Source organism: Riemerella columbina (assembly GCF_030517065.1).
GTDB lineage: Bacteria > Bacteroidota > Bacteroidia > Flavobacteriales > Weeksellaceae > Riemerella > Riemerella columbina_A.
Genome location: NZ_CP103950.1, coordinates 1,562,394 through 1,584,718 on the forward strand (window position 1 = coordinate 1,562,394; position 22,325 = coordinate 1,584,718).

The 22,325-nt window shown below is 40.3% G+C and carries 22 protein-coding genes and 2 tRNA genes; 8 read left to right on the forward strand and 16 right to left on the reverse strand.

The window, feature by feature from the left end; all coding sequences use genetic code 11:
* Positions 1-86 precede the first annotated feature (86 nt).
* The 6 genes from NYR17_RS07415 to NYR17_RS07440 form a co-directional block, all read right to left on the reverse strand.
* Positions 87-160: transfer RNA gene (locus NYR17_RS07415), tRNA-Ala, on the reverse strand.
* 324 nt (positions 161-484) lie between these two features.
* Positions 485-569 (reverse strand) — tRNA-Ser (locus NYR17_RS07420).
* 114 nt (positions 570-683) lie between these two features.
* Entirely contained in the window at positions 684-1,052 is a 369-nt protein-coding gene (gene crcB, locus NYR17_RS07425; RefSeq protein ID WP_302505087.1) for a fluoride efflux transporter CrcB, read from the reverse strand.
* Positions 1,052-1,918 carry a mechanosensitive ion channel family protein gene (locus NYR17_RS07430; RefSeq protein ID WP_302505088.1) on the reverse strand — a complete coding sequence of 289 codons (867 nt, stop codon included), beginning with the start codon at positions 1,916-1,918 and terminating at the stop codon, positions 1,052-1,054. The genes crcB and NYR17_RS07430 overlap by 1 nt, the downstream gene beginning before the upstream one ends.
* Positions 1,919-1,945: 27 nt before the next feature.
* Positions 1,946-2,800: a nucleoside phosphorylase gene (locus NYR17_RS07435; protein ID WP_302505089.1), complete on the reverse strand. Its 855-nt coding sequence runs from the start codon at positions 2,798-2,800 to the stop codon at positions 1,946-1,948.
* A 48-nt stretch (positions 2,801-2,848) separates the two neighbouring features.
* Positions 2,849-3,172: a translation initiation factor gene (locus tag NYR17_RS07440; RefSeq protein ID WP_302505090.1), complete on the reverse strand. Its 324-nt coding sequence runs from the start codon at positions 3,170-3,172 to the stop codon at positions 2,849-2,851.
* Between the two features lie 138 nt (positions 3,173-3,310).
* On the opposite strand from NYR17_RS07440, the gene gpmI reads away from it, so the two are divergent.
* Genes gpmI through map form a run of 3 tightly spaced genes read left to right on the forward strand, consistent with a single transcriptional unit; the run spans position 3,311 to position 6,153 of the window.
* A complete protein-coding gene (gpmI, locus tag NYR17_RS07445) occupies positions 3,311-4,840 on the forward strand; it encodes a 2,3-bisphosphoglycerate-independent phosphoglycerate mutase (protein WP_302505091.1) in 1,530 nt (509 codons plus the stop codon).
* A gap of 49 nt (positions 4,841-4,889) precedes the next feature.
* Entirely contained in the window at positions 4,890-5,321 is a 432-nt protein-coding gene (locus tag NYR17_RS07450; protein ID WP_302505092.1) for a BT0820 family HAD-type phosphatase, read from the forward strand.
* Between the two features lie 22 nt (positions 5,322-5,343).
* Positions 5,344-6,153, forward strand: coding sequence for a type I methionyl aminopeptidase (map, locus tag NYR17_RS07455; protein WP_302505093.1), 810 nt, complete (start codon positions 5,344-5,346; stop codon positions 6,151-6,153).
* A gap of 81 nt (positions 6,154-6,234) precedes the next feature.
* On the opposite strand, the gene NYR17_RS07460 is transcribed toward map, so the two are convergent.
* The 3 genes from NYR17_RS07460 to pncA form a co-directional block, all read right to left on the reverse strand.
* Positions 6,235-7,173 (reverse strand): SPFH domain-containing protein, encoded by a 939-nt coding sequence (locus NYR17_RS07460; RefSeq protein WP_302505094.1) that lies wholly within the window; start codon positions 7,171-7,173, stop codon positions 6,235-6,237.
* Between the two features lie 180 nt (positions 7,174-7,353).
* Complete coding sequence (gene metG, locus NYR17_RS07465) at positions 7,354-9,387, reverse strand: methionine--tRNA ligase (protein WP_302505095.1); 2,034 nt, start codon at positions 9,385-9,387, stop codon at positions 7,354-7,356.
* Between the two features lie 99 nt (positions 9,388-9,486).
* Positions 9,487-10,092, reverse strand: coding sequence for a bifunctional nicotinamidase/pyrazinamidase (pncA, locus tag NYR17_RS07470; protein WP_302505096.1), 606 nt, complete (start codon positions 10,090-10,092; stop codon positions 9,487-9,489).
* Between the two features lie 157 nt (positions 10,093-10,249).
* On the opposite strand from pncA, the gene NYR17_RS07475 reads away from it, so the two are divergent.
* Together NYR17_RS07475 and NYR17_RS07480 are read left to right on the forward strand one after the other, a co-directional pair.
* Positions 10,250-10,843, forward strand: a complete 594-nt coding sequence (locus tag NYR17_RS07475) for a Crp/Fnr family transcriptional regulator (protein ID WP_302507038.1) — start codon at positions 10,250-10,252, stop codon at positions 10,841-10,843.
* Complete coding sequence (locus NYR17_RS07480) at positions 10,844-11,335, forward strand: DNA-deoxyinosine glycosylase (protein WP_302505097.1); 492 nt, start codon at positions 10,844-10,846, stop codon at positions 11,333-11,335.
* Between the two features lie 86 nt (positions 11,336-11,421).
* Here the strand turns inward: NYR17_RS07480 and ffh are convergent, their stop codons facing one another.
* Together ffh and NYR17_RS07490 are read right to left on the reverse strand one after the other, a co-directional pair.
* Complete coding sequence (ffh, locus tag NYR17_RS07485; RefSeq protein WP_302505098.1) at positions 11,422-12,789, reverse strand: signal recognition particle protein; 1,368 nt, start codon at positions 12,787-12,789, stop codon at positions 11,422-11,424.
* 272 nt (positions 12,790-13,061) lie between these two features.
* Positions 13,062-13,388, reverse strand: a complete 327-nt coding sequence (locus NYR17_RS07490; protein ID WP_302505099.1) for a DMT family transporter — start codon at positions 13,386-13,388, stop codon at positions 13,062-13,064.
* Positions 13,389-13,576: 188 nt separating this feature from the next.
* Between NYR17_RS07490 and folP the strand changes: the two genes are divergently transcribed.
* Complete coding sequence (gene folP, locus NYR17_RS07495) at positions 13,577-14,401, forward strand: dihydropteroate synthase (RefSeq protein ID WP_302505100.1); 825 nt, start codon at positions 13,577-13,579, stop codon at positions 14,399-14,401.
* Here the strand turns inward: folP and NYR17_RS07500 are convergent.
* From NYR17_RS07500 to fbp, 5 genes are all read right to left on the reverse strand, one after another.
* On the reverse strand, positions 14,391-14,624 hold the full coding sequence (locus tag NYR17_RS07500; protein WP_302505101.1) for a hypothetical protein: 234 nt from the start codon (positions 14,622-14,624) through the stop codon (positions 14,391-14,393). The genes folP and NYR17_RS07500 overlap by 11 nt on opposite strands.
* Positions 14,625-14,632: 8 nt before the next feature.
* A complete protein-coding gene (locus tag NYR17_RS07505) occupies positions 14,633-16,843 on the reverse strand; it encodes a hypothetical protein (protein WP_302505102.1) in 2,211 nt (736 codons plus the stop codon).
* A gap of 70 nt (positions 16,844-16,913) precedes the next feature.
* The gene (locus NYR17_RS07510) at positions 16,914-18,584 is read right to left on the reverse strand and encodes a glutamine--tRNA ligase/YqeY domain fusion protein (RefSeq protein ID WP_302507039.1); all 1,671 of its coding nucleotides are present in this window, start codon (positions 18,582-18,584) and stop codon (positions 16,914-16,916) included.
* A 229-nt stretch (positions 18,585-18,813) separates the two neighbouring features.
* A complete protein-coding gene (locus NYR17_RS07515; protein WP_302505103.1) occupies positions 18,814-19,818 on the reverse strand; it encodes an o-succinylbenzoate synthase in 1,005 nt (334 codons plus the stop codon).
* Between the two features lies 1 nt (position 19,819).
* Complete coding sequence (fbp, locus tag NYR17_RS07520) at positions 19,820-20,830, reverse strand: class 1 fructose-bisphosphatase (RefSeq protein WP_302505104.1); 1,011 nt, start codon at positions 20,828-20,830, stop codon at positions 19,820-19,822.
* Positions 20,831-21,010: 180 nt separating this feature from the next.
* Between fbp and NYR17_RS07525 the strand changes: the two genes are divergently transcribed.
* Positions 21,011-21,730 (forward strand): DUF3822 family protein, encoded by a 720-nt coding sequence (locus NYR17_RS07525; protein ID WP_302505105.1) that lies wholly within the window; start codon positions 21,011-21,013, stop codon positions 21,728-21,730.
* Positions 21,731-21,766: 36 nt separating this feature from the next.
* The gene (locus NYR17_RS07530) at positions 21,767-22,324 is read left to right on the forward strand and encodes an RsmD family RNA methyltransferase (RefSeq protein ID WP_302505106.1); all 558 of its coding nucleotides are present in this window, start codon (positions 21,767-21,769) and stop codon (positions 22,322-22,324) included.
* Position 22,325: the final 1 nt, after the last annotated feature.

Genomic DNA, 22,325 nt, shown 5'->3' on the forward strand with positions numbered 1-22,325 from the left:
GCACAAAAAAAAGGGACTATTGAAAATTTCAATAGTCCCTTTTTTAACCCTAAAATTTATAACTTACTGATTATCAGTATATTTTGTGGAGAATACGGGATTCGAACCCGTGACCTTTTGACTGCCAGTCAAACGCGCTAGCCAACTGCGCCAATTCCCCTAAAAATTTTTGCAATAATACGGTTTTATCTTTAAATACCAAAAAAATTTATGAGTTTTTTATCTTCTGATTTTTTAACAAATGTGATCAAGTTATAAAATCATGAAACTGATAGAATTCTGGTTTCCTCCTTTAAAGCAACCCTTTCCAGATTCCAGTGGGAAAGATTTAATTTTAGGTTCAGTAAAAATGTTTTTCATTATCCGAAACTTTTTTCATTTCAGATACAAGGGGCGGTAGAAAAACAGATTTGTTTACTTTTGTTTATTTTACAAAAAAACCGATAAAGGAATTCCCTGTTTATCGGCTTTTGCAAAGAATTTGCGGAGAGAGAGGGATTCGAACCCCCGGACCTGTGACAGTCAACGGTTTTCAAGACCGCCGCATTCGACCACTCTGCCATCTCTCCAAGCAAAACGAATTTCGTTTTGTTTTCAGTGGTGCAAAGATATAACTTTTTTTATTCTCTGCAAATTTTTTGAGCTACTTATTCTTTAAATAATTGATTTTTAGCTTTAAAAAATTAAATCCTACCCAATTGTAACCCTAAAATAGTAGCCAAAATTCCGAGAGCTAAGCTTAAAATCAAGTAAAAAAAGAGCGTCGTATAGTTCTGATTCTGCCATAAAATCACAGTTTCATAAGAAAAAGTAGAGAAAGTGGTAAAGCCACCACAAAACCCTGTGATGAATAAAAACTTCAACCCTTGTGGATCATTTTTAATAAAATAAGCAGAAAAAAGCCCTATTAAAAGACATCCTATCGTATTAACGAAGAGCGTTCCAATGGGAAATGTATACCATTTAAGCCAATTTTGAGTAAAAGCGGAGCCATAGAACCGCAACACGCTGCCTATGCCTCCGCCTAAAAAAATATAAAGAAAAGTCTTCATCAGTTGGTTTTACTCTGTGGCACGGGTTGGTCTAACTTCACCTCCAAAATATCGGCAGGAAGTTTATAACCTTTTTGGAGCACCGTTTTATAAACTTTCAGCATAATTCTACTTTTAAGTTTGCTGGAAGGCACTGTCATATCCGCCGTTTGTATCCAATACATCACACGAACATTCACCGTGCTGGCGGCTAATTCTTCAATATAAACGCTTGGTGCTGGCGTTTTTTCTATTTCCGAAAAACTCTTGACCGTTTCTTCTATAATCGCCAAAACAGTCTCCACATCATCATCGTAATCTAATCCGATAAGAAAATCATTTCTCAAATAATTATCTAAAGTGTAGTTTTGTAACGGATTTTTCAAAATCAAACCATTGGGCACAAAAACATCTTTACCATCTAAAGTTTTGATGTTGGTTTCTCTCAAAGACATTCGGGCCACCTTACCTTTAATGCCTTCTACTTCTATTAAATCCCCTACACGAAAGGGTTTTTTAAACGCCATAAGGATACCCGCTAAGAAATTTTCGCCAATATCTTTTAAGGCAAAACCAATCACAAAGGTGCTAATCCCAGCTCCAGCCAAAATTTTATCCGTAATGCTGCCCCACCCCAAAATACTCATACAAATCACGATGAGGAAAAGCATCAAAATGAATGAAATAATATTGACCAAAAAATCACTAACCAAAGGGTCGTCAGACTTCTTTTCAATCAAATTGGTTGCGATTTTACTGACGTATTTGATGATAAAAAAACCTATTAAAAATACCAAAATTGCCATAGCAATGGCTGGTAGATTTTCAAGAAAATTTAACCACGAATCATACAGTAAACCATTAAAATCTTTGATTTCTTTATCCATAATACTATTGTTTTGTTTGAAAATTGATTATTTAATCAGTCGGTCTAAAACCCAAGTGATCATATTTTTTTCCGACGCATGGTGGTCGGCAGAAAACTCTCCTCTGCGGCGGTTAGCGATAACACAATTAACCGTTAAAGCCTTGTGTCCTAATAACTTAGATAATCCATAAATAGCGGAAGTTTCCATCTCAAAATTAGAAACGCCCAAACTATTTAAAGTTTCCAAAAACTGATCATCCACCGCTTTCAGCCTCAATTGCCTGCCTTGTGGCGCATAGAACCCAGGGAAAGTGGCCGTGTTACCGTGGTATTTGGCATCTTTATAATAATCCGAAATATCCTCTGCCCAATCTGAAAAGTACAGCATTGGCTTAATATTTTCGTACGGAAACTTGGCTAAGAATTTTTTAGAAAATTCATTTTCAAAGCGATAATCTTGATAAAAATGCAATAGCCCATCCAAGCCCACCACATTCTGCGTTACCAACATTTGGTCTACTTCTATATCAGGGTTCACACTACCGCAAGTCCCTAATCTAAACAGTTCTAGAGTATGGTGTTCCTTTTTGATTTCCTTATTTTTAAGGTCAATATTCACTAAAGCATCCAGTTCATTCATCACAATATCAATGTTCTCAGTGCCTATTCCCGTGGACATTACGGTAATACGCTCCCCACGAAGCACCCCAGTATGGGTGTAGAATTCTCTTTTATTTTTCTTGATTTCTATTTTATCAAAATACTGAGAAACCCTTGCCACACGGTCTGGATCGCCTACTAAAATAATTTTGTCCGCGATATCTTCGGGTAACAAATTAAGGTGATATACACTGCCATCTTCATTAAGCACCAATTCTGATGCCGCTAATTGATCAATCATAATTTTATATTTTTAATATTTTTGTCTAATTTTTAATTATTGTTGAAACTATCCACCCACGCGTTTGGTTTTGTAGCCCATTTGGTGCAAAATATCCATAATTTTGTCTCTATGGTCGCCCTGAATGATAATATAACCATCCTTTTCAGAACCACCGATACCGAGCGTGGTTTTTATCTTTTTAGAGAGTTGTTTTAGCGCCGAATGGTCGCCCTCAAAGCCTTCTATCAAAGTGACGGGCTTACCATTTCTCCCTTTTTTTTCATACTTGCAGATGAGTGGTGCTTTCTGTACAAAAGGCGTTTCGGGTGTCTCAATCTCTTGTTCTATATGGTCTGGGAATAAATTTTTTAATTGCTCTCTTAAATCCATAGGTCAAAATTAAGGATTAAAATTGAATCATAACAAAGAATAAAGGCAGATTTTTCTCATCTATTTTAATGCTTGGGCAGTGTTGTTGGGTGAAATTTAATTCGTAAATTTGTATAATCAATTAAAAACCGATTAAAAATGTCAAAAAAAGCATTATTAGCCATATTAGATGGCTGGGGCATAGGGAAAGATGATAAAATTTCTGCCATAGCCCAAGCCAAAACGCCATTTATAGATTCTTGCTATCAAAAATATCCGAATACCACACTGGAAGCCAGTGGATTAGCCGTAGGACTACCCGCAGGACAAATGGGAAACTCCGAGGTGGGACATATGAATTTAGGCGCTGGGCGCGTGGTTTTTCAGAATTTAGTCAAACTGAATATCGCGGTGGAAAACAATACTTTAGCTCAAGAAAAAGTTATTGTGGATGCCTTGGAATACGCTAAAAACAACAATAAAAACATCCATTTTATCGGCTTAGTGTCAGATGGTGGCGTGCATTCTCACATCAACCATTTAAAGGGATTACTATCCACCACGGCAGATTTCGGACTTACTGAAGGCGTTTATGTTCACGCATTTACCGATGGTAGGGATTGTGATCCTCATTCTGGCAAGGGCTTTATAGAAGATTTACAAGCCTTTATGGCGAAAACCACGGGCAAATTAGCCACCATTGTGGGGCGCTATTACGCTATGGATAGAGACCGCCGCTGGGAACGCGTTAAACTGGCTTATGATGCGATGGTCAACGCCATAGGAACTTCTACACAAAACCCTATTGAAGCCATACAAGTCTCTTATGATGAAGGGGTTACAGATGAATTTTTGAAGCCAATTATCGTTTTAGATGAAGCCTTTCATCCTGTGGCAAAAATCCAAGAAGGTGATGTGGTGGTGAGCTTTAATTTCCGTACCGACCGTGGTCGCGAGATTACCGAAGTGCTTACCCAGCAATCGTTTCCAGAGTTTGGGATGAAGCCGCTTGCCTTGCATTATGTTACACTGACCAATTATGATAAAGCATTTAAAAATATCAATGTCGTTTTTGATGAAGAAGTCCTCCAACAGACCTTGGGCGAGGTTTTAGCCTCTTACGGAAAATCTCAAATCCGAGTGGCAGAGACCGAAAAATATCCTCATGTGACCTTTTTCTTTTCAGGCGGAAGAGAGAAAGTTTTTGAGAATGAAAGCCGGATCCTTTGTCCAAGCCCCAAAGATGTGCCTACTTACGACTTAAAGCCAGAAATGTCCGCCTACGATATTACGGAGCGGATTGTGCCTGCGATAGAAGAAGAGTCAGCGGATTTTATTTGTTTAAATTTCGCCAATACCGATATGGTGGGGCATACAGGCGTTTTTGAAGCTGCAATGAAAGCCGCCGAAGCCGTAGACCAATGCATTAAAAAAGTGGCTACAACCGCTTATGAGCACGGCTACACTGTTTTTATTTTGGCTGACCACGGCAATTCTGATGTGATGATCAACCCAGATGGAAGCCCTAATACTCAGCATTCTACCAACTTGGTGCCTCTCATTGTGATTGATAAAGACCGTACTTGGCAGCTCAAACCAGGGAAATTGGGCGATGTAGCACCAAGCATTCTCAAAGTGATGGGATTACCTATTCCAGAAGTGATGACGGGAGATATTTTGGTATCTTAGGCGTTCAGATGATTATGCTTATATTTGCAGACTTTAAAATGTTAAACTTATGCTGAATAATAAAAAATTAGCCATAGATTTTGATGGCACCATTGTGGAAGATGCCTACCCAGGGATAGGAAAGCCAAAGGTGTTTGCCTTTGAAACCCTAAAAAAACTGCAGATGGAAGGCTATCGTTTAATATTATGGACCTACCGAAGTGGTAAAACTTTGGAAGAAGCCATAGAATTTTGCAGAAAAAATGGCTTAGAATTTTATGCCGTTAATTCCAGTTTTGAAGGCGAAGTCTTTGACCATACCACACAAAGCCGAAAAATAGATGCAGATTTATTCATTGATGATAGAAATTTAGGCGGTTTCCCAGGTTGGGGCGAGGTTTATAACATCATTAAAGATAGAATAGAATTTAAGGTAGAAGGCAAGGAAGTTCTGGCATATTCTAAAATGAAAAAAGAAAAGAAAAAAGGACTTTTCTGGTAAAATTTTATAAAATACAATAGCATTGATACAATTAAAAACGATAGAGGAACTACGGCTGATGCGGGAGAGCGCACAGTTGGTTTCTAAAACCCTCGGGATGTTAGCAAAGGAAATTCAGCCTGGGGTAACCACCAACCATTTAGATCAATTGGCGGCAGATTATATCCGTGACCACGGCGGCGAGCCCGCTTTTTTAGGGATGTATGGCTTTCCTAAAAACCTCTGCATTTCTCCAAACGAAGAGGTGGTACACGGCATTCCCAACGACAAACCATTGAAGGAGGGCGATATTCTCTCCGTAGATTGTGGCGTTTATATGAATGGTTTTTATGGTGACCACGCCTATTCTTTTGAGGTGGGCGAGGTGGCTCCAGAGGTTAAAAAACTCCTCAAAGTGACCAAAGAATCTTTATATAAAGGCATAGCGCAATGCGTGCGTGGCAAGCGCGTGGGCGATATTTCTTACGCCATACAATCTTATTGCGAAGCTCACGGCTACGGTGTGGTCAGGGAGTTGGTAGGGCACGGTTTGGGCAGAAAAATGCACGAAGATCCACAAGTGCCAAATTATGGCAGAAAAGGCAGTGGCAAAGTGCTAAAAGACGGCATCGCACTCGCTATAGAACCGATGATCAATCTGGGCACTCACGAAGTGGTTTTCCATTCTGATGGGTGGACGGTGACCAGCAAAGACCGCTCGCCATCGGCACATTTTGAGCACGATGTCTGCATAATTAAAGGTAAGCCTGTGCTCCTTTCCACTTTCAAATACATTTATGAAGCCTTAGGCATCCAGAGCGATGAAGAGGCACCTTTCACGATGAATTTTTAAGTTTTGAAGGGCTAAATATAAAACAAAACGGATAGAGTTGATTTCTCTATCCGTTTTTTGTAAATAATTCTTAGCCTTTAGTTAGCGCTGATTATTTTTCTTCTTCATCTCTTCGCCGATGATGTTGGCGGTGGAGAACGAGGCGATCATATTGTTGAGCATATCGCCAGCAGCACTCGGAGAGTTTGGCAATAAAATCAGGTTAGATTTATTGGTACCACCGATGGAAGAAAGCGTGTCATAATGCTGGGTCACCACAATTAAAGCCGAAGCCTCTTGGGAGTTGATGCCCACCTTATTAAGAACATTCACAGACTCTTCCAGCCCTTTGGCAATCTCGCGTCTTTGGTCTGCAATCCCTTGTCCTTGTAGCCTTTTGCTTTCCGCTTCCGCTTTTGCTTTTTCCACGATGAGAATGCGCTGTGCATCTCCTTCATACTGAGCCGCTATTTTTTCTCGCTCAGAAGCGTTAATACGGTTCATCGCGTGTTTCACCTGTTCATCAGGGTCTATATCCGTTACCAAAGTTTTGATGATATCATAACCATAATCGTTCATTGCTTCTTGGAGTTCAGATTTTACCGCAATAGCGATGTCGTCTTTCTTCTCAAACACATCATCTAACCTCAATTTTGGCACCTCAGCACGCACCACATCAAAGATGTAAGAGGTAATTTGCGCCTGCGGATTATCCAGCTTGTAGAAAGCATCATAAACCTTATCTTTAATCACCAGATACTGTGTAGATACCTTTAATTTCACGAAAACATCATCTTTGGTTTTGGTCTCCACCACCACATCTAACTGCTGGATTTTCAAAGAAATACGCCCTGCAATTTGATCTATAAAGGGAATTTTAAGGTTGAAGCCTGAGTTTCGCACGCTATGGAATTTCCCCAAACGCTCCACCACCACGGCAGTTTGCTGTTTCACAATAAACCACAAGCCAAAAAAACTAAGGAATACAATTCCGAAAAATAAAATGGCACCTATAGAGCCAGCAACAAATAAAGTCATCATATCAATTCTATTTTGGTGTAAATATAACAATTTTTTATTAAATAGGCAAGAATAATGAGAATATAATATTCTATTTTGAGGCTATTATTAACTAATATTAAAATGAAGAGCCAGTAAAAAAATCTGCCGAAGCAATAAATTGCTTCGGCGGAAAGTTGGTCATATAGATTTTATCGTAATTTATCCGATGCTCACGCCATTTTCCACGCGGTCATCAGGGGTAACAAAAGAAAGTTTGCCATCTGGTTTTGTGGTCAGTAGGAGCATCCCTTGGCTCTCTATCCCTCGGATTTTTCTCGGTGCTAAATTAAGGAGAATCATCACCTGTTTACCGATGCATTCTTCAGGGGTAAAGCTCTCGGCAACACCAGAAACCACGGTTCTTACATCTACGCCAGTGTCCACTTTAAACTTAAGGAGTTTATCGGCTTTTTCCACCTTTTCGGCTTCTAATATGGTTGCCGTACGAAGGTCTATTTTCGTGAAATCATCAAAAGTAATCTCTTCTTTCATCGGTTCTGCGTTAGGGTTCGTTTTCTTATTGTTGATTTTGGTTTGTTCCAGTTTTAAAATCTGCGCTTCTATCACTTCATCTTCTATTTTAGAGAATAACAAAGCCGCTTCACCGATTTCGTGTCCTGTTGGGATGAGAACGGTTTGTTGCTCTATATCTTGCCATTTGAGCGGCGTACAGCGGAACATTTGTAATAATTTTTCTGAGCTAAACGGCATAAAAGGCTCGCATAATTGAGCTAAAGCCACGGCAATCTGAGCGCCTACAAATAAAGTTTGAGCCGTTTTAGCCTCATCGGTTTTAATGGTTTTCCAAGGCTCTTCGGTTTGGAGGTATTGGTTTCCAAAGCGCGCAAGGTTCATCAGGGCAGAAAGTGCATTTCTAAACTCAAATTTCTCTAAGTAATGATGAATTTCTTTCGCCGCTTTACCAATTTCCTGCAACTCAGGAGCGTTAGCATCACCTGTTGGCACCACTCCCTGATAATATTTGTGGATGAGCACCGCCACACGGTTGATAAAGTTACCGAAAATCCCCACCAACTCCGAATTATTTTTGGTTTGAAACTCCTTCCAAGTGAAGTTGTTGTCCTTAGTTTCTGGCGCTGAAGAAAGCAAAGCATAGCGGAGAACATCCTGTTGCTCTGGAAAATCTTCCACATATTCATTCGCCCAAACCGCCCAATTTCTGGAAGTGGAGATTTTATCATTTTCAAGGTTGAGAAACTCAAAAGCTGGCACATTAGTCGGCATAATAAAATCACCGTGAGCCTTCATCATCGCTGGGAAAATAATACAATGGAAGACAATATTATCCTTCCCTATAAAGTGAATCAGCTCCGAGTCTTCACTTTGCCAAAAGTCTCTCCAATCTTTGCCGTTTTTATCCGCCCATTCTTTGGTGAAAGAGATGTAACCAATAGGCGCATCAAACCAAACATAGAGCACCTTACCTTCGGCATCAGGGAGTGGCACAGGGATTCCCCAGTTAAGGTCTCGGGTCATAGCGCGTGGTTTTAGCCCATCATTGAGCCAAGATTTAACCTGCCCATAAACATTGGGTTTCCAGTCGTCTTTGTGCCCTTCTATAATCCATTGGTTGAGGAAATCCTCGTATTCATTAAGTGGAAGATACCAGTTTTTGGTCGGTTTGAGGACAGGGCTGTTTCCGCTGAGCATTGATTTAGGATTGAGCAATTCTGTGGGAGATAAAGTGGAGCCGCACTTTTCGCATTGGTCGCCATAGGCATTCTCGTTACCACACTTAGGGCAAGTGCCCACAATATATCTATCGGCAAGAAACTCACCAGCTTGCTCATCAAAAAATTGCTCCGAAACCTCTTCCGTAAAACGCCCTTTTTCATACATTTTAAGGAAGAAATCAGAGGCGGTTTTATAGTGCTCTGGGCTGGTGGTTCGGGAGTATTCATCAAAGGAAATTCCTAAATCTTCAAAAGATTTTTTAATAATGCTATGATACTGATCTACAATATCTTGAGGAGATACACCCTCTTTTTTCGCTCTGATGGTGATGGGGATGCCGTGCTCATCAGATCCGCAGATAAACGCGACTTCTTTGCCTAGTCTCCGCTGAAATCTCGCATAGACATCTGCCGGAATATAAACCCCTGCCAAATGCCCAATATGCACGGGACCATTAGCGTAAGGGAGGGCTGCTGTGATTAACTTTCTCTCTGCCATTATTTCTTAATTTTTTGCAAAGATAATACTTTTTAAACGCATAAAAATAAAAAGACACCGCTCTGCTGTGCCTTTTTAAGTCCAATATGGGCTAAAATTTTAGCCTAAGATGGTCACGCCGTGCTGTAGCATTTCATAAATGGCATCTCTCCCATTCTCTGGGCGGACATTAACCGCACGCGTGCCATTAAAGTGCAAACAAGTAATAAAGCCCTCTTGCACAGCATCTATACAAGTGTATTTTACACAATAATCTAACGCCAAACCAGCAATTTCCACCAACTGAATATCGTGAGATTTAAGGTAATCCGCGAGTTCCGTTTTCATAAAATGGTTGTTGTCTTTAAACGCGCTATAGCTGTCTATTTCTGGGTTGGTGCCTTTTTGGATGATATGGTGCGGACGGCTCATATCCAAATCTGGATGAAAGGCAGCGCCATGGGTGTTCTGCACACAATGGTCGGGCCACATAAACTGCGGAATACCGTTGAGGGTAATGGTATCGCCCACTTTTTTACCTTGGTTAGAGGCGAAACTTTTGTGGTTAGCTGGGTGCCAATCTTGTGTGAAGATGATTTGGTCATAATCATTCTCTTGGATCAGGGCATTGATGTAAGGAATAACCTCGTTGGCGTGAGGCACCGCTAAGGCACCACCTTCGCAAAAATCATTCTGAACATCCACCACGATTAACGCTTTTTTCATAATTTTACTTTAAATTGATATGGTGGTTTGTGGCAAACTTTTAGCCAAAAAATAAAGGGCTGACAAATAGGCAGATGCTTTGCCGGTTTTTAGGACAAGGTCAAATCTCATCAAAAATGATTATCTTTGGTTCTAAAATCGAGTTGCTATGATGAATATGCAGAATTTTAATCACCACCTTTCGGAGGTTTTAGAGCTTCCACCAGATACGCTTTCCGCTTGCGAGGGGCTTTATACCATTAAAAAAGTGAAAAAAGGGCAGTTGATCTTGCAGGCTGGCGAGGTAGGAGATTTTACCGTTTTCGTGGAAAAAGGATTGCTGCGGATGTACTCTATAGACCGAGATGGCAAGGAACACATCATCCAATTTGCACCAGAGCATTGGCTCATTTCCGACCGAAATAGTTTGTTTTTTGGGGAAACTTCTCAGTTTTATATTGAAGCGATAGAAGACAGCGAGGTGCTGATTTTAGATGCTGAATTTTTTACACAGCTGGTCAAGCGCTTTCCACAAATGGCAAAACCGCAAGATATTCTGTTGCAAAAACACATTCGGAATTTGCAAAATCGTGTGAATGCCCTTTTGGGCGCCTCGGCAGAGGAACGGTATTTGGATTTCATCAAAATGTATCCCGATATTTTGCTGAGGGTGCCGCAGTGGATGGTGGCTTCTTATTTAGGCATTACGCCCGAAAGTCTAAGCCGTGTGCGGAAACATTTGGCAGAGCGCAATTTTAAACCTCAACAATAAATGGAGTCACGGATTTATAGCTTTGCACCTGTGCTATCTTCGGCATCTCAAATTCTAATATTGGGCTCTATCCCAGGGGCGCAATCTTTAGCAATGAATCAATATTACGCTCACCCTCAAAATCAGTTTTGGAAAATCATTTTTGAACTCTTGGCAGTGCCTTATACCACGGACTATCCACAACGGATTGCGGTGCTCCAGCAACACGGCATTGCCCTTTGGGATGTGATAGAAAGTTGCGAACGCAAAGGCAGTTTAGATGCCACCATTAAGAACGAAGCGGTGCATAACCTCCACGAGGTTTTGGCACGAGCGCCACATATCAAAAGCATTTATTGCAATGGGCAGAAATCCTACCAAACCACGCTAAAAGTCTTAGGCAAAGATTTTAGACTGCCCATAAAACCACTGCCTTCCACCAGTCCGCTGCATACCATTCCATACCAAGAGAAATTGAAAGTCTGGCAACAGATTTTAAATGATTTAGGTTGAAAAAAGCCAACTTCACCTCACAAAAAAAGACTTGGATTTTTTCATTTCCCAAGTCTTTTTTTGATTTATTGTTAATGGAGAAAATCCTATCTTCCCCCGAATAGTCCGCCCATATTTGGCATTCCTCCGCCCATTTTACCCATCATCGCCATCAGTTGTTTACCCTGTGGTCCTTGCATTATTTTCATCATTTTGCTCATTTGGTCAAATTGTTTCATCAGTTGGTTGACTTCTTCTAATTTTCTGCCACAACCTTTGGCAATTCTTTTTTTACGGCTCATATCAATGATACTCGGTCTTCTGCGTTCCTCTGGCGTCATCGAGTGGATAATGGCTTCTATATGTTTAAAGGAATCATCGGAAATATCAACATCTTTAATCGCCTTGCCTACGCCTGGGAGCATCCCCAAGAGATCTTTCATATTCCCCATTTTTTTGATTTGCTGGATTTGCTTAAGGAAATCATCAAACCCGAATTCGTTTTTGGCGATTTTCTTTTGTAGCTTGCGGGCTTCTTCTTCATCAAACTGCTCCTGAGCCCTTTCTACTAAGGAAACCACATCTCCCATTCCCAAAATACGGTCTGCCATTCTCTCTGGATAGAAGAGGTCTAAGGCTTCCATTTTCTCACCTGTGGAGATAAATTTAATCGGTTTGTTCACCACAGAACGGATGGTAAGCGCCGCACCACCGCGGGTATCACCGTCTAATTTGGTCAGCACCACGCCATCAAAATTGAGGGCATCATTAAAGGCTTTTGCGGTATTTACGGCATCTTGCCCTGTCATAGAATCCACCACGAAAAGGGTTTCCGTAGGCTTAATGTAATAATGTATCGCCTTAATTTCATTCATCATTTGCTCGTCAATAGCCAAACGCCCAGCGGTATCCACAATCACCACATCGTGCTTGTTGGCTTTAGCAAAGTTGATGGCATTTTCTGCAATATTAGATGGATTTTTATTGTCTTCTTCGGTGTAAACAGGAATGCCCGTTTGGTTCCCCAAAACTTTCAGCTGGTCTATGGCGGCAGGTCTATACACATCACACGCCACCAAAAGTGGATTTTTGGCTCTTTTCTTTTTGAGGTAATTGGCTAATTTTCCAGAAAAAGTGGTTTTACCAGAACCTTGTAGCCCCGCAATAAGAATAATGGTAGGCTTCCCCGAAAGGTTGATGCCTTCCTGCGTGCCGCCCATCAATTCCACCAATTCATCGTGTACAATTTTGGTCATCAGCTGTCCAGGGGTAAGACTGGTAAGAACATTCTGACCGATGGCTTTTTCCTGCACCCTTTTGGTCAGGTCTTTAGCGATTTTATAATTAACATCTGCATCTACCAAGGCACGGCGAATTTCCTTTACGGTTTCTGCCACATTGATTTCTGTGATTTTACCACGCCCAGAGAGGTTGTGCAGCGCTTTATCTAATTTATCTTGTAAACTATTGAACATAATTTTTGTATTGAAAGTTGCAAAAATACGGAATTTTTAAGATTTAAAGAAAACATAGCCTATTTTAAATCAACCTTTTGGCATGGAAGGGGAAACGCAATGGCATAGATCAGTGTTTGGGGATTGTAAAAAATGATAACGACGATGATAAAAAATTGAGTTTTTATCAAGTTGAGCCTAAATAATTGACTATAATTATAATGTGGAATAAAAATTCCCTCTCCTCAATTTGTAGATTTTACAACTTCAATAGAAATATATACAGTTTAAAATCAATAACTTACTATTTTCAACCCAATAATAGATGCCACCAAGGTACTGAGGAAAAACAACCTTAAAAATGAAGCGGGTTCCTTAAACACAAAAACACCAACAAGCACCGAGCCAACTGCGCCAATCCCCGTCCAGACCGCATACGCCGTACCAATAGGCAAATGTTGCGAGGCTTTGATGAGTAAGCCCATACTCAAGCTCACCGAAATCAAAAAACCGAGGTACCAAAGGTACATTTCTGCTCCGCTACTCGCCTTTGCTTTACCGATGCAAAAGGTAAAGGCAACCTCAAACAATCCTCCAATAATGAGCCACAGCCAATTCATATTTTTTTAGCAAGTATAAGGAAAATAAACGAGAAAATAGCGTTCGTAAAACGGCAAAATCTTCCCTCTTATAAAACAAAATTAAAATAATCACAATTTAAACACATTATTATTCAAAATACCATAATTCTAATTTTAAAACAAATACAACCGATTCTTTTCATATTTTTTCAGTAATTTTGTTCGCTATGAAACAGCATTATATCAATTGCAATGGGAGGTTAGTGGATTTATCCACGCCTAAAATTATGGGAATTCTGAACATCACACCAGATTCTTTTTCTGATGGAGGTCAATTTAATTCCCAAAAAAAAGCCCTGCAACATACCGAACAAATGCTCAAAGAAGGGGCTACTTTTATTGATATTGGCGCTCAATCTACGCGCCCCAACGCTCAATTTCTCTCGGCGGAAGAGGAGATAAAGCGCCTCGGCAACCTCATTTCTTTAATCAAAAAAAACTTCCCCGAAGCCCTGATTTCCTTGGACACTTTCTATGCAGAGGTGGTGCGATTTGGGCATCAAGAAGGCATAGACCTCGTGAATGATGTTTCTGGTGGTACCTTTGACCAACCGATGCTGAGCGCCGTTGCCCACTCTGGATTGCCTTATATTCTGATGCACAGCAATGCCACTTATCAAAATATGCATCAAAAAATACAATACGACGACATCATCACGCATCTTAACTTTTATTTCTCTGAAACCACAGCTTACCTTAAAACCTTAGGGATTAAAGATCTGATTTTAGACCCTGGTTTCGGATTTGGTAAAACCATTGAAAATCAAATGCAAATGGTGGAAGAAGTCGGTTATATTGGTTTTGGAGAATTTCCAATTTTAGTGGGGATTTCTAAAAAATCTTTCATTTATCAACCTTTAGGAAAATCCCCGCACTACATCAATGCTGAAATGCAAGCACTACATCTCAAAATGCTACAGCAAGGCGTTTCCATCCTCCGCGTTCACGATGTGGCAGAAGCTCAAAACACTATACAGATGTTTAATTCTTAGCCAGTTTTTCGGCGTATTCTTTAGAAAATAAGGTTTTATCTTGTTGCAGAGCTTCCAAAGTAGTGGGAAGTGTATATGAGAACAACACCTCTTTCTGTTCCGATAGAAACACCAATTGCTTAGGCTCTCCATCAATCATTTGTGCAAAAATATCCCACATAGAAGCATCTTTTAGCTTAAGAAATTCAAAAAAATCTTGGGCTTTAATTTCTACTGTTTTCATATTTCGTATTAAAATCCTAATAATTTTAGTTTTAATTGAATTGCAAAATTGTCTTTAAACTGAGGGCTGTGGTAATAACCTACACGGTAGAAAAACCCAAGATTAAAGCTGGTGGACAGAAAATTATTCCACTCTATCCCTGTTTCTTGGTAGAGATGATTCAGCGGCTCAAAATTAAACTGGTGATATTCAGGGTGTTTCATCCCTCCAATTGCGGCTTTATAAACCACATCAAAATTAGAAATATTCCTGCCAAAACTCTTGAAGTTCCAAGGAATTCGGTGGGTGATATAAGTCCCAACAAAGCGGTCAGCATAATATTTTCGGGCATCCATCGTGGCAAAACCTAAATAGGAAGTCAAGTTAAAATTCGTTCCTCCCTTGGCGGCATTAAGCCCTGCGATTTCAAAATTATGCCAAATTGGCACATCTCCTAACACAAAACCACCATAAACCCGAGCTCCCGTACCGCCCAATTGCGTCTTAAAATAACGCGAATAAAGCGCATCTATTCGGCTATAATGAAAAGGATTAAGCCCTTGTTCATAATTAAAATATAACGCGGAATGCCCTGTATCATAGGTAAACTTGCCGCTTGGCGTCATCAGACTTTTTTCAAATGGCGCATATTTTAGGCTGAACATCACGCTACCGGCATCAAAAGTATCGCCTTGATCTTTGTATTGGTAACCAAACAGCGCTTTCTCATTCTGATATCTCCAACGCAGGCGTGCTGTGATCGCACTGCCAAAATCCGTTTCGTAACTGAGACTTCCTCCTTTGAAACGCCAGAAACGGTCGTTATTCAGGTCCACTCCGCCGTTCATCAGCTGCATTCTAAAATTCCAAAAATTCTCATTGAAACGCCCTGCAGATTGGACATCATTATAATATTCTACCCTAAAAAAGCTATTTTTTTGGAGGGTGGTTTTCACATCTACCCCTACTCCATATTTAAACGCTTTATCCTTGAAACCATACGCCACATAGACATCTGGCGAGATATAAGGGTTAAATTTTTCATTGAGTTTTGCCGCTACACCTATGCGGGTGCCTTCGTAGCTGTTGTATTTTAAAATTTCGCCTGCCAAAAAGTCCACTTTTCCCCAGCGGATTTTCCCACTGAGTAGCGTGGATAAAAAGCCCAATTTCTGGTCTACCTTATATTTTTGACCAATGCTATCCACTTTTTCATAAGCCAAAACATCTCGTTCAGAAAGGTTTTCCTTTCTAAATTCCGCTATTTTTGAGCCATCAGCATTCTCTACCGACATTGTGTAACCTTTAAACACACTCGCTTCCTCATTATCCATAGGCACTTGATAATCAAAGTAATAATAATTAACCCACAGATAATTTCCGAATTTTTGTTTTTTACAATCTTCATCTTTAAATGAAAAAGAACCGATCTTAAATTTGCCTTTTTCCTGTTCTATAAACCATTTTCCAGACTGCAATCTCCAAGTTTTTTTGATATACTCTTGCCCCTTAGTCTGCCGATTTCCTGCTATCTCTTTGATGCCGTAAGTGGCTTGGTCGATGTAAATATAACCGTTGTATTTTTTAGACTTCAGTGTTTGTTTAGTTCCTGCAAATCTAAAGCGGATCACATAGGTTTTTCTGCCCTCTATCATCAAGCTATCAGCCAAGAAAAAGCGGTATAGCGCTCTATTTTTTTGGGCAACCTCTTCGGGCTCTTCATTTTTGTCATACTCCATTAAAGCCAATATTTCATAAGGAACTTGCTTAATTCCTGACATTTTTTGGTCTAAAACCTTAATTTTATCGCCATATTTTTGAGAATAAAGAAACTCCTGTGCACGCTCCCAAATGAATAATTTGCTTTGGGCGGCTATTTTGTAAATACTTTCTTTATCAAATTTGATGAGTTTTTTCTTTGTTTCCGAGTCTTTTTTCGGTAATAATGCCAACGAATCTGCTCTATGTTTGATGAAATCTTGGTAAGTTTTTAGGCTGTCTTCATCAAAATCTATAGATATTTTTTCGTAAGACTTAAAGGCGTAAGAAGGCAACTGGCGAGGGCTATTGTCTTGAAAGCGCGCATTGACCTCGTCTAAAATTTTCAAGGCTTTGGGGTCGCTGCGGTCTAATACCACCACCGTTTCTATATCCTTCGTTTTGGTGTCTTTAATCGGTTGATTTTGAGCTTGTAACCACCAACCCCAGCCGACTAATATCAAAGATAAAAAAAATCTCATCTGGTCTTTAATTAAAAAAAATTAAGGCAGAATAAGCCGTAACTCATTCTGCCTTAGCTCTATAGATTATTTATTCTGGTTTATAAGAATCTTTAAGAGTTAGCGTTCTGTTGAATACCATTTTCTCCTCGGTAGAATCTTGGTCTTTGGTAAAATAGCCGATGCGCTGAAACTGCAAAGGCTCACCCACCTGCACATCCTTTAACGAAGGTTCTGCAAAGCCTTGCACCACTTTTAAGGAATCTGGGTTGATGAGTTCCATAAAATCTCTATCCTTTTCGGCATCTGGCTGTGGCTCTGTAAATAAGCGGTCATAAATGCGAACTTCTATCGGTTCTGCGTGTTTTGCGGATACCCAGTGCAAAGTACCCTTCACTTTTCTTAAACTCTCTTCGGTGCCACTTCCAGATTTTGATTTTGGATCATAGGTGGCATAGATGGTGGTAATTTCTCCGTTTTCATCTTTCTCTACGCGCTCAGCTTTAATGATGTAAGCCGATTTTAATCTGACCTCGCCACCTAATTTTAAACGGAAAAACTTGCGGTTGGCTTCTTCCTTAAAGTCCTCTCTCTCAATGTAAAGTTCTTTAGAAAACGGGATTTTCCGTGTGCCAGCGTTTTCATCTTCGGGGTTATTTTCGGTTTCTAACCACTCTTCCTCTTGGTCAGGATAGTTCTCTATCACCAATTTAACAGGGTCTACCACCGCCATTACCCGCTTAGCGATTTTGTTCAAATCCTCTCTCACAAAGAATTCTAAAAGCTGAATATCAATTAAATTTTCCCTTTTGGAAACCCCTACTCTATCAATAAAATTACGAATGGCATTCGCGGTATACCCCAAACGGCGCAGCCCTGAAACGGTAGGCATCCTCGGATCGTCCCAGCCTGTCACCACATTTTCCGCCACTAAACGCTGCAGTTTTCGCTTAGAAGTGATCATATAAGATACATTCATTCTGGCGAATTCCCTTTGTTTTGGCGCTACTTTGCCTTCATCATAAACATTGGAAAGGTACCATTCATAAAGTGGGCGGTGGTTCTCAAACTCCAACGAACACAGCGAGTGCGATACTTGTTCTAAATAGTCACTTTCGCCATGCGCCCAGTCGTACATTGGATAGATTTTCCAAGCCTCGCCCGTTCTGTGGTGCGGTCTTTTCAAGATGCGGTACATCACAGGGTCACGCATATTCATATTAGGCGAAGCCATATCAATTTTAGCCCTCAAACTCATACTGCCTTCTGGAAATTCGCCGTTTTTCATTCGTTCAAAAAGCTCTAAAGACTCTTCAATAGGGCGGTTGCGGTATGGTGACTCCACGCCTTCTTCAAACGGAGTTTTTCTTTGTGCCGTAATCTCCTCTGATGATTGCTCATCTACATAAGCTTTTCCTTGTTTAATCATCTCTACAGCCCACTCATAAAGTTGCTGAAAATAATCCGATGCATACACTTCTTGATCCCACTCAAAGCCGAGCCACTCTATATCTCTGCGGATGGCATCTACAAACTCTTGCTCTTCTTTTTCTGGGTTGGTGTCATCAAATCTAAGATTAACAGGGGCGTTGTATTTTTTACCCAACCCAAAGTTGATGCAAATGGCTTTGGTGTGCCCAATATGCAAATATCCGTTGGGTTCTGGCGGAAAACGAAATCTCAAATTTTCCTTAGGCATTCCATTTTCTAAATCTTTTTCTATAATTTGCTCAATAAAATTGAGAGATTTTTTTTCTTCCATAGCTTCTATAAAGTTCTTAGTCTGCAAATTTATGATTTTTTTTTGAGTATCAACAGACAAACTTCTGCCTCAATTTAAAATTTTGGCACGGACTTTGCTTATAAGAATCTTGTACTTAATAAATAGTTTTTTCAGAACACAAATGTTGAAAAAAGGCTGCTTTTACCCTTCGTAGAAACAGCCTTTGTTTTTTATGTGTCAACCAATTACATCTTTATATATCAACTACTTATACCAAAAACCGAAGTTGATTTTTTTCTAAAAATAACGGAGTTTCCAAATTATTGGTAAATAGTTCGCCTGTGCCTAAACCTTGTGGCATTGGGTTGTTCTTGGTATAGGTGTACTGCGCAATGGCATTGAGCCCAATATTGCTCTCCAAAGCGGAGGTAATCCACCAGCCTATACCCAACGATTCTGCGAGCATTATCCATTCATCTGAGCCAGAGAAACCGCCCACCAAAGATGGTTTTAAAATAATATATTGCGGCTGAATGAATTCCAACAACTCCCTTTTTTCATCAAGGTTTACTACGCCAATCAACTCCTCATCTAAAGCAATGGGCGTGGGCGTACTGGCGCACAATTGTTGCATTTGCGCTTTGTTTCCCGCCTTGATGGGTTGTTCTATAGAATGAATATCCAGTTGATACAAATCCTCCAAGACCTTTTGCGCTTCATCAAAATCAAATGCGCCGTTGGCATCTACCCTTAATTCCAATTGTTCCTTTGGAAATAGGCGCCGCAACTGGGCTAAGATGTTTCGCTCCACTTTCCAATCCACTCCAATTTTCAATTTGATACAATCAAAACCTTGGGCGAGCTTAGCCTCGATCTGCTGCTGCATCGATTCCTGAGAGCCCATCCAAATTAAGCCATTGATGGCAATTTGCCCTAAACCTTGCGTCAGCTCCGATGGAAAATAAAGCGCACCACCATAGTCTAAATTCCGTAAGGCTTGCTCATAGCCTATCCAAATAGAGGGATAGCGCCGTAATTTTTCCTTTAAAAAATCAGTATCTTTATTGATATTTTCACAAAGCCACGCTAAGGTTTCCTCATAGTTGGGGACATCATCACAACTTAAACCACGGAATAAACCACACTCGCCAAGTCCTGTTTTTTCTCCGTTTTTTACCTCTAAAAAATAGGTCTCTTTGGTGGTTAAAACGCCACGCGAAGTACCGCTTGGCACCTTAAAATGAAGCGTATATTTTCGATAAGAAGCCTGCATTCTATTGATATTGCGCCATAAACTCTTCGGCTTTTTCTACCATTTCGGAACTTCCGCAGAAGAAAGGCACCCGCTGATGAAGCTCGGTAGGCTCTATTTCTAAAATACGCTGATAGCCGTTAGAAGCCTTGCCCCCAGCTTGCTCCGCAAGAAATGCCATAGGATTACACTCATAGAGTAACCTTAATTTACCATTAGGCGCGTGCGAATAAGATGGGTAAATATAAATGCCGCCTTTAATCATATTTCTATGAAAATCAGAGACTAACGAACCAATATATCGCGAAGTATAAGGTCTATCGCCTTCTTCCATTTGGCAATATTTGAGGTAGTCCTTCACCCCTTGAGGAAATTTGATGTAATTCCCTTCGTTGATAGAGTAGATTTTTCCTTTTTTAGGGAAAGTCATATTAGGATGAGACAAATAATAAGTGCCCAAACTTGGGTCTAAGGTAAAGCCATTAACACCGTTCCCAGTGGTATAAACAATCATTGTAGAAGAGCCATAAACCACATAGCCAGCCGCCGCTTGGTTAACGCCTTTTTGTAAAAAATCTTTGAGTTTCACCGGCGTTCCAGGCTCCGTTACCCTTCTGTAAATAGAGAAAATAGTCCCCACAGAAACATTCACATCAATATTAGAAGAGCCGTCCAATGGGTCTATCAGCACCACATACTTGCTAAGGTGTCCATTTTCTCCGCATTTAATCTCAATAAAATCATCGCTTTCTTCTGAGGCGATCCCACAAACGACCTCTCTCTGAGACAGCGCATTGATGAAGATATCATTGGCTAAAACATCTAATTTCTGTTGGTCTTCGCCTTGTATATTCGTGTTGCCTGCTTTACCGATAATATCGGCGATGCCCGCCTTGTTCACTTCTCTATTGACCACCTTAGAAGCCAACCGAATGGCGCTAAGCAACCGAGAAAACTCCCCTGTAGAATACTGAAAATCATCTTGTTTATCAATAATAAACTCGCCGAGTGTTTGTAATGCTTGTTCTGACATTTTTACATTTTATAGTTAATAGCGCAAATTTCGTAAAAAAGTTTGATATAATCCGCATTTTACCTTTGAGAATTTAATCTCTGGCTGACTTTTATCAGCGGTGCGCATTGGGCATTCCAATAGATAAGATTGATGATATCAAAAATAATCGTTAAATTTGCCCCTAAATCTTTTGATTTTATGCAACAATTAGTTTTACTCTTTACCAAAGGCGGCTTGCAATACCAACTGATCCAAGGCAAAAAAGTGGTGGAAGATGTGGCTTTCTTTAATGAAGAAGAACAGTCTATTGATTTTTTAAAGGAAAAATTAGCCACTTGCCTCGCGGTGCCTCACCTTTCGGCGGTGCGTGTGATTTCTGCGCTCAACCACTTCACGATGATGCCCGAAGGCTTCTCTCAGCACGAGTTGGCTTATGATCTAATCCGCTACAATGCCCCTGTAGATGAGGAAAACGAGGAGGTGATGCTCTCTCTCAATAAAAAATATAAAGTTCAGTTCTACTATACCCTACCCCGAGTTTTTTACCAAATGATTAAACAACAAGCACCAAAAGCATATTTTAATTTCTCGGGAGAAAAGTTTCTCAACACGCTACAAAACCACGGGAAGAAGGAAATCCACATCAACCTCTACCACCACCAGTGCGAGTTTTTTGCCCTGAACGGTAATCAAGTGGTGTTGTATAATAATTTAGATGTGAATTCCGAAGTGGATTTTCTTTATTTCATTATGTTCACGCTGAGCAAAATCGGCTTTGGGCTGGCGGAAACCCACTTTTTTGTGTATGGTGAAACAACGGAAAATGACACCTTTATTTCGGAGCTTACCAAATTTGTGAAGCACCTGAAAATCGGCTTTGACAACCTGCATCAGAAAAATTTCATTATGGCGCTATAAACGCTTTTTTCACTTTTTAAACCCACGCTTCAATTTATGTACAGAATTATCTCGGGACAATGGAAATCCAAAAGAATAGCCGCACCAAAACATTTTGAAGTCCGTCCTACAACGGATTTCGCAAAGGAGGCTTTGTTTAGTATTTTAGAACATCGGCTGGATTTGGGCTTTATTTCCGCATTGGATCTATTTGCGGGCATCGGTTCTATTTCTTTAGAATTGGCGTCACGGGGGTGCCAAGATATTACGGCAATAGAGTTTAATGCCAAACACGCGGGATTTATCAACAGTACCGCGCAAGATTTGGGCTTTGGGTTACAGCTGAATGTTCAAAAAAGCGATGTTTTTGAGTGGTTAAAAAAGCGCCGAAATCAAGATAAATCTTACGACCTCATCTTCGCCGATCCTCCTTTTGATTTGCCTGAAAATAAATATCAAGAACTCCTTCAACTGGTGCTGGAACAACCTTTATTGAAGGACAACGGCATCTTGATTTTAGAACATCAGAGCAAAATGAAAATAGAGCATCCGCTATGCACTGAAACCCGAAAATACGGCAATGTGAGCTTTTCGTTCTTTCAACTTCAGCCTTAGA

Coding starts and splice junctions, on each gene's coding strand:
- NYR17_RS07510 (WP_302507039.1), bottom strand. CDS start 18,584: ATGGAAGAAAAAAAATCTCTCAATTTTATTGAGCAAATTATAGAAAAA.
- NYR17_RS07480 (WP_302505097.1), top strand. CDS start 10,844: ATGGAGTCACGGATTTATAGCTTTGCACCTGTGCTATCTTCGGCATCT.
- NYR17_RS07430 (WP_302505088.1), bottom strand. CDS start 1,918: ATGGATAAAGAAATCAAAGATTTTAATGGTTTACTGTATGATTCGTGG.
- folP (WP_302505100.1), top strand. CDS start 13,577: ATGAAACAGCATTATATCAATTGCAATGGGAGGTTAGTGGATTTATCC.
- NYR17_RS07490 (WP_302505099.1), bottom strand. CDS start 13,388: ATGAATTGGCTGTGGCTCATTATTGGAGGATTGTTTGAGGTTGCCTTT.
- NYR17_RS07500 (WP_302505101.1), bottom strand. CDS start 14,624: ATGAAAACAGTAGAAATTAAAGCCCAAGATTTTTTTGAATTTCTTAAG.
- NYR17_RS07515 (WP_302505103.1), bottom strand. CDS start 19,818: ATGCAGGCTTCTTATCGAAAATATACGCTTCATTTTAAGGTGCCAAGC.
- NYR17_RS07530 (WP_302505106.1), top strand. CDS start 21,767: ATGTACAGAATTATCTCGGGACAATGGAAATCCAAAAGAATAGCCGCA.
- ffh (WP_302505098.1), bottom strand. CDS start 12,789: ATGTTCAATAGTTTACAAGATAAATTAGATAAAGCGCTGCACAACCTC.
- gpmI (WP_302505091.1), top strand. CDS start 3,311: ATGTCAAAAAAAGCATTATTAGCCATATTAGATGGCTGGGGCATAGGG.
- NYR17_RS07525 (WP_302505105.1), top strand. CDS start 21,011: ATGCAACAATTAGTTTTACTCTTTACCAAAGGCGGCTTGCAATACCAA.
- NYR17_RS07450 (WP_302505092.1), top strand. CDS start 4,890: ATGCTGAATAATAAAAAATTAGCCATAGATTTTGATGGCACCATTGTG.
- fbp (WP_302505104.1), bottom strand. CDS start 20,830: ATGTCAGAACAAGCATTACAAACACTCGGCGAGTTTATTATTGATAAA.
- NYR17_RS07475 (WP_302507038.1), top strand. CDS start 10,250: ATGCAGAATTTTAATCACCACCTTTCGGAGGTTTTAGAGCTTCCACCA.
- pncA (WP_302505096.1), bottom strand. CDS start 10,092: ATGAAAAAAGCGTTAATCGTGGTGGATGTTCAGAATGATTTTTGCGAA.
- crcB (WP_302505087.1), bottom strand. CDS start 1,052: ATGAAGACTTTTCTTTATATTTTTTTAGGCGGAGGCATAGGCAGCGTG.
- NYR17_RS07435 (WP_302505089.1), bottom strand. CDS start 2,800: ATGATTGATCAATTAGCGGCATCAGAATTGGTGCTTAATGAAGATGGC.
- NYR17_RS07505 (WP_302505102.1), bottom strand. CDS start 16,843: ATGAGATTTTTTTTATCTTTGATATTAGTCGGCTGGGGTTGGTGGTTA.
- NYR17_RS07440 (WP_302505090.1), bottom strand. CDS start 3,172: ATGGATTTAAGAGAGCAATTAAAAAATTTATTCCCAGACCATATAGAA.
- metG (WP_302505095.1), bottom strand. CDS start 9,387: ATGGCAGAGAGAAAGTTAATCACAGCAGCCCTCCCTTACGCTAATGGT.
- NYR17_RS07460 (WP_302505094.1), bottom strand. CDS start 7,173: ATGATGACTTTATTTGTTGCTGGCTCTATAGGTGCCATTTTATTTTTC.